14 protein-coding genes and 1 pseudogene are annotated in these 15,415 nt (G+C 74.4%); 5 read left to right on the top strand and 10 right to left on the bottom strand.

The window, feature by feature from the left end; genetic code table 11:
- Positions 1-66: 66 nt before the first annotated feature.
- Positions 67-621: a copper resistance CopC family protein gene (locus tag ECOMGDLI_RS07520; RefSeq protein ID WP_088315668.1), complete on the top strand. Its 555-nt coding sequence runs from the start codon at positions 67-69 to the stop codon at positions 619-621.
- A gap of 12 nt (positions 622-633) precedes the next feature.
- Here the strand turns inward: ECOMGDLI_RS07520 and ECOMGDLI_RS07515 are convergent, their stop codons facing one another.
- From ECOMGDLI_RS07515 to ECOMGDLI_RS07495, 5 genes are all read right to left on the bottom strand, one after another.
- Positions 634-1,176, bottom strand: a complete 543-nt coding sequence (locus tag ECOMGDLI_RS07515; RefSeq protein WP_158220929.1) for a 2'-5' RNA ligase family protein — start codon at positions 1,174-1,176, stop codon at positions 634-636.
- A gap of 94 nt (positions 1,177-1,270) precedes the next feature.
- Positions 1,271-1,468: a formate dehydrogenase subunit delta gene (locus ECOMGDLI_RS07510; RefSeq protein WP_198954647.1), complete on the bottom strand. Its 198-nt coding sequence runs from the start codon at positions 1,466-1,468 to the stop codon at positions 1,271-1,273.
- Between the two features lie 88 nt (positions 1,469-1,556).
- Positions 1,557-4,379 (bottom strand): formate dehydrogenase subunit alpha, encoded by a 2,823-nt coding sequence (fdhF, locus tag ECOMGDLI_RS07505; RefSeq protein WP_088315662.1) that lies wholly within the window; start codon positions 4,377-4,379, stop codon positions 1,557-1,559.
- Positions 4,376-6,085 (bottom strand): NADH-quinone oxidoreductase subunit NuoF, encoded by a 1,710-nt coding sequence (locus ECOMGDLI_RS07500; RefSeq protein WP_088315660.1) that lies wholly within the window; start codon positions 6,083-6,085, stop codon positions 4,376-4,378. Before ECOMGDLI_RS07500 ends, fdhF begins: the two co-directional genes overlap by 4 nt.
- On the bottom strand, positions 6,082-6,630 hold the full coding sequence (locus tag ECOMGDLI_RS07495) for a formate dehydrogenase subunit gamma (protein WP_198954646.1): 549 nt from the start codon (positions 6,628-6,630) through the stop codon (positions 6,082-6,084). Before ECOMGDLI_RS07495 ends, ECOMGDLI_RS07500 begins: the two co-directional genes overlap by 4 nt.
- 146 nt (positions 6,631-6,776) lie before the next feature.
- Here ECOMGDLI_RS07495 and fdhD point away from each other — a divergent pair, with 146 nt between their 5' ends.
- The gene (gene fdhD / locus ECOMGDLI_RS07490) at positions 6,777-7,628 is read left to right on the top strand and encodes a formate dehydrogenase accessory sulfurtransferase FdhD (protein WP_088315658.1); all 852 of its coding nucleotides are present in this window, start codon (positions 6,777-6,779) and stop codon (positions 7,626-7,628) included.
- Between the two features lie 399 nt (positions 7,629-8,027).
- Here the strand turns inward: fdhD and ECOMGDLI_RS07485 are convergent, their stop codons facing one another.
- Positions 8,028-8,495 carry an SRPBCC family protein gene (locus ECOMGDLI_RS07485; protein ID WP_088315656.1) on the bottom strand — a complete coding sequence of 156 codons (468 nt, stop codon included), beginning with the start codon at positions 8,493-8,495 and terminating at the stop codon, positions 8,028-8,030.
- A gap of 196 nt (positions 8,496-8,691) precedes the next feature.
- Here ECOMGDLI_RS07485 and ECOMGDLI_RS07480 point away from each other — a divergent pair, with 196 nt between their 5' ends.
- From ECOMGDLI_RS07480 to ECOMGDLI_RS07470, 3 genes are read left to right on the top strand one after another with little or no spacing between them, the layout of a single operon-like run.
- A complete protein-coding gene (locus tag ECOMGDLI_RS07480; RefSeq protein ID WP_158220928.1) occupies positions 8,692-9,159 on the top strand; it encodes a BLUF domain-containing protein in 468 nt (155 codons plus the stop codon).
- Positions 9,160-9,185: 26 nt separating this feature from the next.
- Positions 9,186-10,922 (top strand): DUF885 domain-containing protein, encoded by a 1,737-nt coding sequence (locus ECOMGDLI_RS07475; protein ID WP_233153350.1) that lies wholly within the window; start codon positions 9,186-9,188, stop codon positions 10,920-10,922.
- A complete protein-coding gene (locus ECOMGDLI_RS07470) occupies positions 10,919-11,608 on the top strand; it encodes a nucleoside triphosphate pyrophosphatase (RefSeq protein ID WP_088315652.1) in 690 nt (229 codons plus the stop codon). Before ECOMGDLI_RS07475 ends, ECOMGDLI_RS07470 begins: the two co-directional genes overlap by 4 nt.
- Before the next feature lie 36 nt (positions 11,609-11,644).
- Here ECOMGDLI_RS07470 and ECOMGDLI_RS07465 read toward each other — a convergent pair whose 3' ends face one another.
- The 4 genes and pseudogenes from ECOMGDLI_RS07465 to ECOMGDLI_RS07450 all read right to left on the bottom strand — a co-directional run bounded on the left by ECOMGDLI_RS07465 (position 11,645) and on the right by ECOMGDLI_RS07450 (position 15,213).
- Complete coding sequence (locus tag ECOMGDLI_RS07465; RefSeq protein WP_088315650.1) at positions 11,645-12,034, bottom strand: cupredoxin domain-containing protein; 390 nt, start codon at positions 12,032-12,034, stop codon at positions 11,645-11,647.
- A gap of 64 nt (positions 12,035-12,098) precedes the next feature.
- A pseudogene (gene efeB / locus ECOMGDLI_RS36420) lies at positions 12,099-13,378 on the bottom strand (iron uptake transporter deferrochelatase/peroxidase subunit); the annotation flags it as partial.
- A 75-nt stretch (positions 13,379-13,453) separates the two neighbouring features.
- Positions 13,454-14,647 (bottom strand): iron uptake system protein EfeO, encoded by a 1,194-nt coding sequence (efeO, locus tag ECOMGDLI_RS07455; RefSeq protein WP_088315649.1) that lies wholly within the window; start codon positions 14,645-14,647, stop codon positions 13,454-13,456.
- Between the two features lie 92 nt (positions 14,648-14,739).
- Positions 14,740-15,213 (bottom strand): SRPBCC family protein, encoded by a 474-nt coding sequence (locus ECOMGDLI_RS07450; protein WP_088315647.1) that lies wholly within the window; start codon positions 15,211-15,213, stop codon positions 14,740-14,742.
- Between the last annotated feature and the right edge of the window lie 202 nt (positions 15,214-15,415).

The raw sequence follows: 15,415 nt of genomic DNA, 5'->3' as shown, positions 1-15,415 counted from the left end.
TCACGTCTGCGCGACACGCCCCGCGCCGCCGCGGGATCGCACGCACGGGCGACCTACGCTGCGCCCATGCGGAAAGTGCTGGGGGCCCACTGCGTCGCCGTCGTCACGGCCCTGGCGGCCGTGCTGCTCGGCACGCTGCTGGCCGTGGCGGCCGCCGCACCGGCCGGGGCGGCGTCCCCGACGCTCGTCTCCAGCACCCCCGCGGCGAAGGCGCGCCTGTCGTCGTGGCCGGACGCCGCCACGCTCACCTTCAGCGACCGGGTCGCGAGGGGGACGGCGCTCGTGCGCGTCGACGGGCCCGGCGGGGTCGTCTCGTCGACCGGGCGGACGGCGACCGACGGGCGGACGGTGACCCAGCCGCTCGCGCAGAAGGCCGGCCGGGGTGAGTACGTCGTCCGCTGGACCGTCGTGCTCCAGGACGGCACCCAGCTCGCCGGGACGATCCCCTTCACGTACGGCACCGGCGCGAAGCCCGCCACCCGGAGCCGCACCGTCGTCGCGGCCGAGAACGGCGTCGACGCGGCCCGGTCGAACCCCGCGGCCGGCGCGCTCCTCGTCGGGGTGCTCGTCATCGCGCTCGCCTGGGGCTTCAAGCGGCTCCGGTCGGCCTTCGGCCGCTGACCGCGCGCCGGGTCAGGCGAGCGGCGACCGCGCGATCGTCGTCCAGGCCCCGTCGCCCTCGAAGAGGACGACGGACAGCTCGGTGACCCGGTGCACGACCGGCAGCCAGGGCTCGAGGCGCTCGACGGCGTCCTTGAGGGCGATCTCGTCGTCGACGTCGATGCCGGCCCCGTCGAGGTCCATGACCGTGAGGTGCGGCGTGATCTCGGCGTGGGCGCCCCCGTACGGCGGGGTGTGCGGCCAGCGCCGCGCCGCGGACGCCGTGAGCCGGACGAACGGCTCGGCGGGGTCGGGCGCGAGCCAGAGCACGCCGCGGAACCAGCGGAACCGCTCGAAGACGACCTCGAACGCGGGGACCTCGGCCGCCAGCTGCCGCAGGCCCTCGAGGTCGGCCGCCGTGACGGCGGACGGGGCAAGCCACGGGTACAGCACCGTGACGTGCGGGAGCACCGTCGCCCCGGCCGCCGGGCCGAACAGGGTCGGGACGTGGTCGAGCAGGTCCTCGGCGCCCGGCACCGTGGCCACGACGGCCGTCCGGCCGACCTGAAGATCCACGCATGCAGCGTATCTGCGCATGACACAACCGCAGTGTTACGAAAAGTAACTGCAGATCAACGCGGCGTGTTGGATCGCGGTGGACCGGCGACGATCAGCGGGCCGGCAGGGATCGGCGGAGCGCCTCGGCCGCCTCGACGGCGAGCGGGTCGAGGCCCTCCTCACCCGCGTCGACGGCGGCGAGCAGCTGGGCCCGCATCCGCGGCTCCCAGAAGCTGCGGACGTGCTCGGCGACGCCCGCGACCGCCTCGTCGTGCGGCAGGTGCCGGAAGTGCCGTGCCACGTCGTTCACCAGGCGAACCTGTGCCGCCACCGCCACGCCTCGTCCTCGCTCTCGTCCACGTCCTCGCGTCCCGGACCGTCCCGGGACCGGCCAGCCCTCAGTCGCCGGCGACCGGCGTCGGCAGCGGCCTGTCCTGCGCGACCACCCCGGCCGGCGTCCTGGCCTGCGCCAGCCCCACCTGCACGGCCGTCACCTTGTACTCCGGGCAGTTCGTCGCCCAGTCCGACTGGTCGGTCGTCACGACGTTCGCGCCGCTCACGGGGTGGTGGAAGGTCGTGTAGACGACCCCGACCGGCATCCGGTCGCTGATGACCGCCCGCAGCGTCGTCGCCCCGACCCGGCTCGAGACCTGCACGAGCTCGCCGTCCTCGATGCCCCGGACCTCGGCGTCGTGGGCGTGGATCTCCAGGACGTCCTCGGCGTGCCACATCGAGTTCGACGTCCGCCGGGTCTGGGCGCCGACGTTGTACTGCGACAGGATCCGCCCGGTCGTGAGGATGAGCGGGTACTTGCGCGTCGAGCGCTCGTTCGTCGGCACGTACGGGGTCGGGATGAGATGCCCCTTGCCCCGGACGAAGCCGTCGACGTGCATGGTCGGCGTGCCCTGCGGGGCGTTGGAGTTGCACGGCCACTGCAGGGAGCCGACCTCGTCGAGGTGCGCGAACGAGACACCGGCGAAGGTCGGGGTCGTCATGGCGATCTCGTCCATGATCTGGCTCGGGTGGTCGTACGCCATCGGGTAGCCCATGGCCTGCGCGATGTCGCAGACGATCTGCCACTCGTGCTTGCCGTTCTTCGGCTGCATGACCGGCCGCACCCGGTTGATCCGGCGCTCGGCGTTCGTGAACGTGCCGTCCTTCTCGAGGAAGGACGTCCCCGGCAGGAAGACGTGCGCGAACTTGCTCGTCTCGTTGAGGAACAGGTCCTGGACGACGACGAGGTCCATCGAGCGCAGCGCCTTGTGGACGTGCGTCGTGTTCGGGTCGGACTGCGCGATGTCCTCGCCCTGCACGTAGAGGCCGCGGAAGGTGCCGTCGATCGCGGCGTCGAACATGTTCGGGATCCGCAGACCGGGCTCGGAGTGCAGCGTGCGGCCCCAGAGGGTCTCGAAGACCGAGCGGACGGCGTCGTCCGAGACGTGCCGGTACCCGGGCAGCTCGTGCGGGAACGAGCCCATGTCGCACGAGCCCTGGACGTTGTTCTGGCCGCGCAGCGGGTTGATGCCGACGCCCTCGCGGCCGATGTTGCCGGTCGCCATCGCGAGGTTCGCCATGCCCATGACCATCGTCGAGCCCTGGCTGTGCTCGGTGACGCCGAGGCCGTAGTAGATCGCCGCGTTGCCCGCGGTCGCGTAGAGCCGCGCGGCGGCGCGGAGCTCGGACGCCGGCACGCCGGTGACGTGCTCGACCGCCTCAGGGCTGTTCTCGGGCTGCGAGATGAACGCGACCCACTCGTCGGTGCCCTCGCAGCGCTCGGCGACGAACGCGTCGTCCATGAGCCCCTCGGTGACGACGACGTGCGCCATCGCGTTGACGACCGCGACGTTCGTGCCCGGGGCGAGCTGGAGGTGGTGCGCCGCCTCGATGTGCGGCGACCGGACGAGGTCGATCCGGCGCGGGTCGATGACGACGAGCTTCGCGCCCTGGCGCAGCCGGCGCTTCATCCGGCTCGCGAACACCGGGTGGCCGTCGGTCGGGTTGGCGCCGATGACGACGATGACGTCGGCCTTCGCGACGGACGCGAAGTTCTGCGTGCCGGCGCTCGTGCCGAACGTCTGCTTGAGGCCGTAGCCGGTCGGCGAGTGGCAGACCCGCGCGCAGGTGTCGACGTTGTTGTTGCCGAACGCCGCCCGGACCATCTTCTGGACGACGTACACCTCCTCGTTCGTGCAGCGCGAGGAGGTGATGCCGCCGATCGACCCGGGGCCGTGCGCGGCCTGGATCGCCGTGAGCCGCTCGGCCGTGTAGGCGATGGCCTCGTCCCACGAGACCTCGCGCCACGGGTCGTCGATGCTCTCCCGGACCATGGGCGACAGCACCCGCTCGGAGTGCGTCGCGTACCCCCACGCGAAGCGGCCCTTGACGCAGGAGTGGCCCTCGTTCGCCCCGCCGTCCTTGAACGGGACCATCCGGACGACCTCGCCGCCGCGCATCTCGGCCTTGAACGAGCAGCCGACGCCGCAGTACGCGCACGTCGTGACGACCGACCGGGTCGGCATCCCGATCTCGACGACCTTGCGCTCCTGCAGCGTCGACGTCGGGCAGGCCTGCACGCAGGCGCCGCACGAGACGCACTCGCTGTCGAAGAAGTTCTCGCCCGTCCCCGGGGAGACCTTGGAGTCGAAACCGCGGCCCTCGATCGTCAGGGCGAACGTGCCCTGCACCTCGTCGCAGGCGCGTACGCAGCGGCTGCAGAGGATGCACTTGCTCGGGTCGAAGTCGAAGTACGGGTTGGAAAGGTCCTTCTCCTGGTGGGTGTGGTTCTCCCCCGCGTACCCGTACCGGACGTCGCGCAGCCCGACGACGCCCGCCATGTCCTGCAGCTCGCAGTCGCCGTTCGCGGCGCACGTGAGGCAGTCGAGCGGGTGGTCGGAGATGTAGAGCTCCATGACGCCGCGGCGCAGGTCGGCGAGGCGGTCGTTCTGGGTCGTGACGTTCATGCCGTCCGCGCAGGGCGTCGTGCACGAGGCGGGCGTCCCCTTGACCCCGTCGATCTCGACGAGGCAGAGCCGGCACGAGCCGAACGCCTCGAGCGAGTCGGTCGCGCAGAGCTTGGGGACGGCGACGCCGGCGAGCGACGCCGCCCGCATGACGGACGTGCCCTTCGGCACCTCGACGCCCTGGCCGTCGACGGTGACCCGGACGGTCGTGTCCGAGGTCCGTGCCGGCGTGCCGTGGTCGGGCTCCTTGAGCAGGCTCACGGTGCCACCTCCTCGTTCGTGGACGGCGCGCTGCCGGCGGGCGCCCCGAGGGACGCCGCGACCGACGCGTTCGCAGGGGTGTAGACCGGCCCGGCCGACGCGGCGTCCCGGCCCGGGCGGTGCCGGCCGATGCTCACCGGCACCGGCTCGCGGTGGAAGTCCTCCGGCCAGTGCTCGATCGCGCTGCGCACCGGCATCGGGGTCAGGCCGCCCATGGCGCACAGCGACCCGTCGGTCATGAGCGTGCAGAGGTCGTCGAGGAGGGCGAGGTTCTTCTCCCGGTCGACGCCGGCCCGGATCCGGTCGAGGGTCTCGACGCCGCGGGTGGCGCCGATCCGGCAGGGCGTGCACTTGCCGCAGGACTCCTCGGCGCAGAAGTGCATCGCGAAGCGGGCCATGACCGCCATGTCGACGGTGTCGTCGAAGACGACGACGCCGCCGTGGCCGACCATCGCCTTGACGGCCGCGAACGCCTCGTAGTCCATCGGCAGGTCGAACCGGGACGGCGGCAGATAGGCACCGAGCGGACCGCCGACCTGGACGGCGCGCACCGGCCGGCCGGACGCCGTCCCGCCGCCCCAGCGCTCGACGAGCTCGCCGAGGGTGACGCCGAACGCGGTCTCGACGATGCCGCCCTGCCTGACGTTGCCCGCGACCTGGAAGACCTGGGTGCCCCGCGAGCGTCCGACGCCGAGGTCGGCGTACGCCTGCGCACCGCCGGACAGCACCGCGGGCACGGTCGCGAGCGTGAGCAGGTTGTTGACGACCGTCGGGCGGCCGAAGAGGCCCTGGAGCGCCGGCAGCGGCGGCTTCGCCCGGACGACGGCCCGCTTGCCCTCGAGGCTCTCGAGCATCGAGGTCTCCTCGCCGCAGATGTAGGCGCCGGCGCCCACCCGCACGAAGAGGTCGAAGTCGAGCCCCGAGCCGAGGATGTTCTCCCCGAGCCAGCCCCGGGCGTACGCGATCTCGACGGCGCTCGTCAGGGTCGCGACGGCGTCCGGGTACTCGCTGCGGATGTAGACGTAGCCCTCGCGGGCGCCGACCGCGGACGCCGCGACCGTCATGCCCTCGATCGTCGAGAACGGGTCGCCCTCGAGGAGCATGCGGTCGGCGAACGTGCCGGAGTCGCCCTCGTCGGCGTTGCAGCAGATGAACTTGATGTCGGCGGTGGCGTCGGCGACGGTCTTCCACTTGACCCCGGCCGGGAAGCCCGCGCCGCCGCGGCCGCGCAGCCCGGACGCCGTGACCTCCGCGACGACCTCCTCGGGCGCCATCGACAGGGCCTTGCGCAGCCCTTCGGTGCCGCCGTGGGCGAGGTAGTCGTCGGCCGACAGCGGGTCGACGACGCCGACCCGGCCGAAGGTGAGCCGGTTCTGGGACGCGAGCCACTCGAGCTTCTCGGTCTCGCCGAGGTGCAGCGGGTGCCCGGCGAGGGCGGAGGACGGGTCCGCGGGGTCGGCGTCGAGCAGACCGGCCTCGAGCAGCCCCGCGACGTCGCGCGGGGCGACCGGGCCGAAGGCGTGCCGCGGGCCGCCGTCGACGCTCACCTCGACGAGCGGCTCGAGCCACAGCAGGCCGCGGGAGCCGTTGCGGACGAGCGTCACGCCGTCCGCGCCCGCGGCGGCCTGCCCGACCCGGGCCGCGACGCCGTCCGCACCGACGGACCGGGCGGCGCTGTCGCGCGGGACGTAGACGGTGCGGCTCACGCGCCGACCCCCTCGGGCTGGGCCGGGCTGCCGGCAGGGGCGTCGGCGGGGCTGTCGACGAGGGCCGCGACCGTGTCGACGGTGACCCGGCCGAGCACCCGGCCGTCGACGATCGCGGCCGGGCCGAGCGCGCAGTTGCCGAGGCAGAAGACCTCGTCGAGGGTCACGCCGCCGTCGGCCCGGGTCGCACCGCACTCCACACCGAGGCGGGCCTCGACCTGCGCGGCGAGGGCGTCGGCGCCGACGGCCTGGCACGCCTCGGCGCGGCACAGCCCGACGACCGTGCGGCCGGGCGACGTCCGCCGGAAGTCCCGGTAGAAGGAGACGACGCCGTGGACGTCGGCGCGGCTGAGGTTGAGCTCGGCGGCGATGACCGGCACGACCTCGGTCGGCACGTACCCGAGGGCGTGCTGGACGCCGTGCAGGATCGGCAGCAGCGCGCCCCGGTCGCCGCGGTGCGCCGCGACGACGGACCGCGCGACCTCGGCGGGGTCGGCGGTGGCGCCGGGGGCGGTGGGAGGTGGACTCGAAGCGCCGTTGCTCACACAGCCAGCATGCATCACGGGGTGGCACGCGGGGCAGACGCCGGTCGGGCCCCGTGCCCACGTTGCGGGCCTAAGTTCCGCATCGTGGGACGCCCGGGAGGGTGGTGCGGCTCGCGGCAGGCCCCGCGCGGGGCGACGATGGGCGGGTGCCCCATGCGACCACCCGCCGCCGCGTCGTCCGCGTCGCCGTCGACGCCGACGGCGTCCACGCCCGGCCGGCCAGGCCCGACACGCTCGCGGTCGAGGAGCCGCTGGAGATCCGGCTCGGGACGACGGGCGAGCCGGCCCCGTTCACGGTGACGATGCGGACCCCCGGGCACGACCTCGAGCTCGCCCTGGGCTTCCTCGTCGCGGAGGGCGTCGTCCGCTCCCCCGCCGACGTCCTCGGCGCCCGGCACTGCCCGGACGCCTCCCGCGATGCCGACGGCGAGCCGACGTACAACGTCGTCGAGGTCGTCCTCGCGGCGGGCGTCGCCGCGCCCGAGGCCGCCCGGCACCGGCACGTGAGCAGCGCCTGCGGGATCTGCGGCACCGAGACCATCGAGGCGGTCCGCGCCCGGTCGGCGTTCGACGTCTCGACGGACGACGTCCGCATCTCCCCCGAGGTCCTCGCCGGCCTGCCCGACCGGCTCCGCACCGCCCAGCGGGTCTTCGCCACGACCGGCGGCCTGCACGCCGCGGGCCTGTTCACCCCGGCCGGCGACCTCGTCACGGTGCGCGAGGACGTGGGCCGGCACAACGCCGTCGACAAGGTGGTCGGCGCGTCGCTCGAGGCCGGCCGGGTCCCGCTCGCAGGGCACGTGCTCCAGGTGAGCGGCCGGGCCTCGTTCGAGCTCGTCCAGAAGGCCTGGACCGCCGGCTGCCCCGTGCTCGCCGCGGTGTCGGCGCCGTCGTCCCTGGCCGTGGAGCTCGCCGAGGAGGCGGGCATGACCCTCGTCGGCTTCTCCCGCGGAGGCACGTTCAACGTCTACACACGCCCGGACCGGCTGGGCCTGTAGCTCCGAGCCCAGCCCGGCAGACCTGCGCACGCAGGCTTTGCTCTGCCCTCAGAAGTGAGGGTGAGACAGGCGAACGCCCTGCTCTGCCCTCAGGTGTGAGGGTGCCGGCCGACGGTCGCGCCACAGCTTCGGCGTTGCTCCGCGACTCCCCGCGGTCGGACCGGCGTTTCGGCGAGCAACGCCGAAGCCATGGCGCGACGATCAGTAGCCGGCGACCCTCAACACGTCACCCTCACTTCTGAGGGCAGAGCAAAGCATGTGGACGGCATCACTCCACGGCGGCCCGGAACGCGCGCGCACGGGGACGGCGTGAGGCCCCGGGAGCCGCAGCTCCCGGGGCCTCGTCCGCTCTTCACCTGCTCCGACGGCGCATCCGTGTCAGCGCCTATCGCGCACGGCTCACTCCGCCGGCGAGCTCTTCTGCACGTCGTCCCGGTACCCGCCGGACTCGACGCCGCGCGACTCGATGTACTCCTTGAAGCGCTTCATGTCGCCCTTGGCGCGGTGCTTGACCAGGCCGAGCTTGTCGCCCAGGTTCTCGACGAGGCCCTCGGGCGTCGTGTCGAGCTGCAGTGTCACGCGGGTCAGGTCGTCCGCGAGGCGGTGGAACGTGACGACGCCGGCGTGGTCGGTGCCGCCGATGCTGTGCCAGGCCACGCGCTCGTCGGGGTGCTGCTCGGTGATCTCGGCGTCGAACTCCCGCTCGACCCCGCCGATCTTGATCTTCCAGTGCGTCAGCGTGTCGCTGACCTGGGTGATCGTCTCGACGCCCTCCATGAACCGCGGGAACTCCTCGAACTGGGTCCACTGGTTGTAGGCGGTGCGTACGGGGACGGCGACCTCGACGGTCTCGATGACGTCGGACATGGGTCTCCTTCGTGGCTCGATCCGTCCGCGAGCGGTTCGCGTCCGTACCGGTCCGGTACCCGGCACCGGCGTCCGGAAACGCCCGCGGCCGCCGTCGTGGGGTGTCTCACAGTGAGATCCGGAGAACGGCCGCGACGTGCACAGGATGGTCCCCGGCGATCTGTCGACAGGCGAACGGTGCGACAAGGGAGTCCGCATGACGAGTCCGGCGACCGACGGGGCCGACGGCCCGGTGTTCCGTCTTCTGTACCGCAGCCACAACCTCGTGCCGGAGCAGGACCGGCGGCGCGTGTTCGGGGAGATCTTCACGACCGCCCGGTCGAAGAACAAGAAGCTGGGGATCACCGGGGCTCTCCTGCTCACCGAGGACGTGTTCGTCCAGGTGCTCGAGGGCGACGAGACGGCGGTGCGCGGGCTGCTCGCCCGGATCGAGGCCGACCCCCGCCACGACGACGTCAGGGTCCTCACCGCCGAGACGGTGCCGCAGCGCGTGTTCAGCCGCTGGGCGATGGCCCGGGTGTCGGCGGACGGCGAGCCGGACATCCCGCTCATCGCCGGCGCCCGCGGCATCACCGTGGCGGCCGGCCGCGGCGTCACGCAGGAGCAGGAGGCGCTCCTCGACGTCATGCGGGAGGCGGCGCACGGGCAGCGTCACCAGGTCTGAGCGGGCGCCTCGGCTACGGTCGGGGCGTGACAGCACGCACGGCCGCAGCCCGCCCCCGCACCGCCGTCGACGAGGCCGCCGACGCGCACCTCGAGCAGATGTGCCGGCTCGACCCGGTCTCCGCGACCGCCGACGGTCTCCAGGGCCACGAGTCCGGGATGACCGACTACTCCCCGGCGGGTCTGGAGGCCAGGGCGGCGCTGTGCCGTCGCACCCTGGCCTCGCTCGACGCGCTCCCGGTCGCGGACGCCGTCGACGAGGTCACGGTCGCCGTGCTGCGCGAGCGGCTCGGCCTGGCGCTCGCGCGGCACGACGCCGGGCTGGACGGCGCCCTCGTCGGGAACATCGACACCCCGGTCCAGGGCCTGCGCGAGGTGTTCGACGTGCAGGGCACCGGCACGCCCGACGAGGTGACCGCCGTCCTCGACCGGCTCGACGCGCTGCCCGCAGCACTGGCCGGGTACCGGGAGAGCCTGCTCGCCGCCCGCGCGGCGGGCTGGCGGCCGACGCTCACCGGGGTCCGGACGGCGACCGAGCAGGCCGTCGAGTTCGCCGGGGACGGCGCCCCGGCCGCGGGCTTCTTCACGACCTTCGTCGACGGCCTCGACCTCACCGGCACCCCCGCCGCCGCGGCCTCCGACCCGCGCGGCGCGGCCCGCGCCCTCGCCGACCGCGCCACCGCCGCGTACGCCGACCTCGCCGACTGGCTGCGCACCGACCTGCTGCCCGCCGCGACGACCGACGACGCCTGCGGCCGCGACGCCTACGCCCTGCACTCGCAGTACTTCGTCGGCGACCGCGTCGACCTCGACGAGACCTACGCGTGGGGCCTGGAGGAGCTCGCCCGGATCGAGGCCCGGATGGCGCAGGTCGGCCGCGCGCTCGACCCCGACGCGCCCGCCGGCGACGACCCGGCGTCCGTCGCCGCCGCCGTCGCCGCCGGGATCGCCGTCCTCGACGCCGACCCGGCGCGACGGATCGAGGGCGCCGAGGCCTTCCGGGACTGGATGCAGGCCGCCTCCGACGCCGCCGTCGCCGAGCTCGGCGGCACCCACTTCGACATCCCCGAACCGATCCGCACCCTGCGCTGCCGGCTCGCGCCTTCGTCGTCCGGCGTCATCTACTACACCTCGCCGTCGGAGGACTTCTCCCGTCCCGGGCAGATGTGGTGGTCCGTGCCCGAAGGCGTCACGAGCTTCTCCACCTGGCGGGAGACCTCGACCGTCTACCACGAGGGCGTCCCCGGCCATCACCTCCAGATCGGCCAGACCGCCTGGAACGCCGCCCGGCTCAACCGGTACCGCCGCTACGGCGTCTGGGTCTCCGGCCACGGCGAGGGCTGGGCGCTCTACGCCGAGCGGCTCATGGAGGAGCTCGGCTACCTCGACGAGCCCGGCGACCTCATGGGCATGCTCGACGCCCACGCCCTGCGCGCGGCCCGCGTCGTCGTCGACATCGGCGTCCACTGCCGCCTCCCCGCCCCCGCCGAGGTCGGCGGCGGCACCTGGGACGCCGCCCAGGTGCTCGCTTTCATGACCGCCCACACCCGGATGGGCGAGGCCTCGACCCGCTTCGAGACCGAGCGCTACCTCACCTGGCCCGGCCAGGCCCCGTCCTACAAGCTCGGCGAGCGCGTCTGGCTCGCCCTGCGCGAGGACGCCCGCCGCCGCGACGGCGACGCCTTCGACCTCGCCGCCTGGCACCGCCGGGCCCTCGACCTCGGCTCCGTCCCCCTCGACGTCCTCAGGAAGGCCCTCGCATGAGCACCCCCGGAACGGGCGCGGGCGGGCCCGTCGTCGTCCTCGGCTCGGCCTCCCCGGCCCGCCGGACGACGCTCGAGCGCGCCGGCGTCGACGTGCACGTCGTCGTCTCCGACGTCGACGAGGACGCCGTCGTCGCCCACTACGGCGTGACCGACGCGCAGGACGTCGCGCTCGTCCTCGCGAAGGCGAAGGCCGAGGCCGTCGCCGCGCGCGACGACCTCCCCGACGGGGCGATCGTGCTCGGCTGCGACTCGGTGCTCGAGCTCGACGGCGAGGTGCACGGCAAGCCGGGGACGGCGCAGGAGGCGGCCGCGCGCTGGCGCCGGATGCGCGGGCGGTCCGGGGTGCTGCACACCGGGCACTGGCTCGTGGACGCGCGCGACGACGTCCCGGCCGGGGCGACGGACCCCAAGGGCAAGCCCGTGCGGCCCGGCGGCACGCTCGGCGCGGTCGCGTCGGCGACGGTGCACTTCGCGAACCTCTCGGACGCCGAGATCGACGCCTACGTCGCGACCGGGGAGCCGCTCCAGGTCGCCGGCGCCTTCACCGTCGACAGCCTCGGCGGCGCGTACGTCAGCGGCATCGAGGGCGACTACCACACCATCGTCGGCGTCAGCCTGCCGCTGCTGCGCGAGCTCTTCGGCGAGCTCGGCGTCGCGTGGCACGACCTCTGGCGCCGGGCCTGACGCCCGGCGCCCGACCGTCCCCCGCCCTCGCCGGGATCAGCCGGTGACGGTGAACGGCGCCTTGATGCCGTCGCCCTTCTGGCCGGGCTTGCACTGCAGCGTGTAGCTGCCGGCCTCGACCTCGACGACGAGCTTGGCCGTCGTGCCGGGGCCGACGTCCTCGCGCTCGCCGACCGTGCCGCCCTTCGCGTCGAGCAGGTAGAGCTCGCTCTCCTTCGTACCGTTGTTCGTGAAGTCGAACTGGATGACGCCGGGCTCCGCGACATCCGCGGCGGGCGTGCACGTGGTGTCGGTGCCGGTCACGGCGACCGTCACGTCGACGGGCTTGCTCGAGCACCCGGCGAGCGCGAGGACGGCGAGGAGTGCGGCGGCGGTGGCACCGGCACGGCGGGGCGAGGACGTCGGGACGACGGAGGCGATGGTCACGAAGGTAAGCCTTACCTAAACCCCAGGTCATGGGTCAAGTCGTGATCCGGCCCGCGGAACCCGATCAGCCCTCCAGGAGGGCCTGGCCCCAGTACTCCCCCTCCCGGACGCCCGGCGGAACGGCCCAAAGTCCCGAACCGGTGTGGACGAGGTACTCCGCCATCGCATCGGTCCGGGAGAGCTTCGCCTGCAGCGGGACGTACTGGGTGCGCGGGTCCCGGCAGAACGCCACGAAGAACAGCCCGGCGTCGAGCCGGCCCAGACCGTCGGAGCCGTCGACGAACGAGTACCCGCGCCGCAGGATCCTCCGGCCGCCGTTCGCGTCCGGGTGGGCGAGGGCGACGTGCGAGTCGGGCGGCAGCTCGCGGACCCGGACCGGCTCCCGCTCGAGCAGCGCCCGGCCGGCGGCGTCGTCCGGGCGGCCCCGGACGGCCGGGTGCAGCGGCGCCCCGGTGCCCTTGGCGCGCCCGGTGATCCGCTCCTGGTCGGCGAGCGAGGCCCGGTCCCAGGTCTCGACGCGCATCGCGATCCGGCGGGCGACGAGGTAGGTGCCGCCGTCGACCCAGGCGGGGGCGCCGTCCGCCGCGGCGTCGACCCAGACGTGCTCGCGCAGCGCCGCCGGGTCGTCGCCGTCGACGTTGTTCGTGCCGTCCTTGAAGCCGAACAGGTTGCGCGGGGTGGCCTGCGCCGGCGTCGTCGAGGACGTGCGCCCGAAGCCGATCTGGCTCCAGCGGACGGCCGCGGTGCCGAACGCGATCCGGGCGAGGTTGCGGATCGCGTGGACGGCGACCTGCGGGTCGTCGGCGCAGGCCTGGACGACGAGGTCGCCCCCGCTGCGCGCCGGGTCGAGCCGGTCGCCCGCGAAGCCGGGCAGCCCGACGAGGGCGTCCGGACGGCGCGCCGCGAGGCCGAACCGGTCGGCGCCGTCCGCACGCCCGCCCTCGGTGAACAGGCCCGGGCCGACGCCGAACGTCAGAGTGAGCCGCGCCGCCGGCAGCCCGAGCGCCTCGCCCGTGTCGTCGGGCGGTGCCTCGCCGACCTCGGGCAGCGCCCCGCCCGGTCCGACCGGCTCACCGGCGGTCATGAGCGCGGCCGCCTCGGTCCAGCGCCTGAGCAGCCGGGCGAGGGCCGCGCGGTCGCCCGTCGTCACGTCGAACGCCGCGGTGTGCATCCGGTCCTGGACGGCTGTCGCGATGCCGGCCTGGTGCGGACCGTGGAACGGGACGACACCCACGGGCCCCGCAGGGCCGTCGTCCGCCCGCACCGCGGCCGTCGCGGCCGACCCCGCCGCGGCACCGACCGCCGCGAGACCGACCGCACCGAGACCGGGTTCGTCGCCTACGANCCGCACGCCGCACCACCGGCCGCTGCAGGCCCGGGTGCCGGCGTCCGCCGCGCCCGGTGGTGCGGCGTGCGGGGTCACGCGACGACCTCGGCGGCGAGCCGGCTGAGCGGCTCGGCGAGGGCGTCGACGGCGGCGGAGAGCGCCCGGCGGCCCGCGGCGTCGACGGTGTCGTAGGCGACGAACCCGGTCTCGGCGTCGCCGGTGCGGTGCCCGTCGAGGACGGCGTCCAGGGCGGCGAACCGCTGCGTGAGCTCGGGCTGCAGGTCGGAGCCCTTCGCGGCGAGCACCGGCGCGAGCAGGTCGACGACCTTCCGGGCGCCGTCGATGTTGGCCCGGACGTCGACGAGGTCGGTGTGGCTGAACGCCTCCTCTTCACCGGTGACCTTGCCGGTCGCGACCTCGTCGAGCAGCTCCTTGGCCCCGTTGGCCATCGACGTGGCGGTGATCGTCGCGGTCGGGACCCGGCCCTGCAGGTCGGCGAGGTCGGCGAGCAGCCGCTCGCCGACCGGGACGAGCGCCTTCGTCGCCGCGGCCGCGGCGGCGGCCGACCCGTCGGTCGCGGGGCCGGTCCACAGGCCCTTCTCGACGACGTGCCACCCGGTCCAGGTCTGACCGTCCTCGAGGTCGGCCTCCCGCAGGTCGATCTTCGGGTCGAGGTCACCGAACGACTCGGCGACGGGCTCGATGCGCTCCCAGCCGACCCGGCTCGCGGCGTAGAGCGAGCGGGCCCGCCCGGGGTCGCCGGCCTCGAGGGCGGCCTGCAGGGCCTGGGTCGCCGTGACGGTCGCGGCGACCTGCTCCGCGACGTAGGCGCGGTAGGCGGTGACCGCGACGGCGACGGTCGGGTCCGTCGTCGCGGGCGCCGCGGCGGCGGCCGCCGCCGTCACGACGAGCGCGGTGGTGATGCCGTCGCCGGTCATGCCGGGCTTGCAGCGCAGCGCGTACGAACCCGGCTCCACCTCGACGGTGAGCGTCGCCGTCGTGCCCGGGCCGACCCCCTCGCGCTCGCCGACGATCGAGCCGTCCGGGCGCAGCAGGTACAGCTCGTTCTCCTTCGACGCCTCGTTGGAGAACGTGAACGCGACGACGCCCGCCTCGACGGTCGCCGCCTCGGCCGCGCACTCGGTGTCGGTGCCGGTCACGGCGACGGCGCGGTCGGCGGGGGCGTCGGAGCAGGCCGCGAGGACGGGGACGGCGAGCAGCAGTGCGGCGGCGGACGTCATGAGCGGGCGGCGGGCGGGCAGGGCACGACGGAGGCGGAAGGTCATAAGGTAAGGCTTACCTAACTTCACGCTCGGCCGTCAATTACGAACGCCTGATGTGACCTAAACAGCCTCTGCTGTGGGGCGGTCGGACGGTGTCAGCGGGTGGTGGCCTCGGCGAGGTCGCGTACCCGCTGCAGCGTGACCTCCATGCCCCGCCGGTTGTGCTCGCGGGCGTCGAGGGTGAACCGGGCCGCGGGCGACACGAGCCGGACGAACCAGTGCCGCTGGTCGCGCCACGACTCGACGACCCGGGTACCGCCGTCCGCACCGTCGGCGAGCGCGTACGCCCAGCGCGACACGGGCAGCCCGGCGAACCGCGACTCCCAGGCGATCCGCTCCCCCGGCACGTATTCGACCAGCCGGGACACGGTCGCCCACACGCTCGCCCCGCGCCGGTTGACGCCCCGCAACCGCGCCCCGACCTCGGGCACGCGCACGTCGCCGACCCACGTCACGCGCCGGCACTCCGGCGACAGCTCGCCCATCCGGGTCGGGTCGCCGAGCAGCGCCCACACCGCCTCCCTCGGGGCCGCGACGTCGACATGGACCTCGAGATCATCAGTGCTCACCGGCGCAGGCTACGGGTGCGGACGCCGCTCGTCACGGGCACCGCCCGTGCAGGCATGGGTGCAGCGGACGCGGGGTCCGAGCACCCGCACCCATGCACCCACGGCTGCACGCCGGCCGTGCAGCGATGGGTGCAGCCGACGCGGGGTCAGGGGCGCCGGCGCGGGGTGAGGCCGAGCGCGGCGAGCCGGCGGCCGCGCCAGT

This window comes from Kineosporia sp. R_H_3 (assembly GCF_002198675.1).
GTDB lineage: Bacteria > Actinomycetota > Actinomycetes > Actinomycetales > Kineosporiaceae > R-H-3.
The sequence above is the reverse complement of the archived record's forward strand: the minus strand, read 5'-3'. Positions and strand labels throughout refer to the sequence as shown.

Excerpts from the sequence above, each read along its gene's own strand:
- ECOMGDLI_RS07485 (WP_088315656.1), bottom strand. The coding sequence starts at position 8,495 with ATGTCCGACGTCATCGAGACCGTCGAGGTCGCCGTCCCCGTACGCACC.
- ECOMGDLI_RS07470 (WP_088315652.1), top strand. The coding sequence starts at position 10,919 with ATGAGCACCCCCGGAACGGGCGCGGGCGGGCCCGTCGTCGTCCTCGGC.
- efeO (WP_088315649.1), bottom strand. The coding sequence starts at position 14,647 with ATGACCTTCCGCCTCCGTCGTGCCCTGCCCGCCCGCCGCCCGCTCATG.
- ECOMGDLI_RS07520 (WP_088315668.1), top strand. The coding sequence starts at position 67 with ATGCGGAAAGTGCTGGGGGCCCACTGCGTCGCCGTCGTCACGGCCCTG.
- ECOMGDLI_RS07480 (WP_158220928.1), top strand. The coding sequence starts at position 8,692 with ATGACGAGTCCGGCGACCGACGGGGCCGACGGCCCGGTGTTCCGTCTT.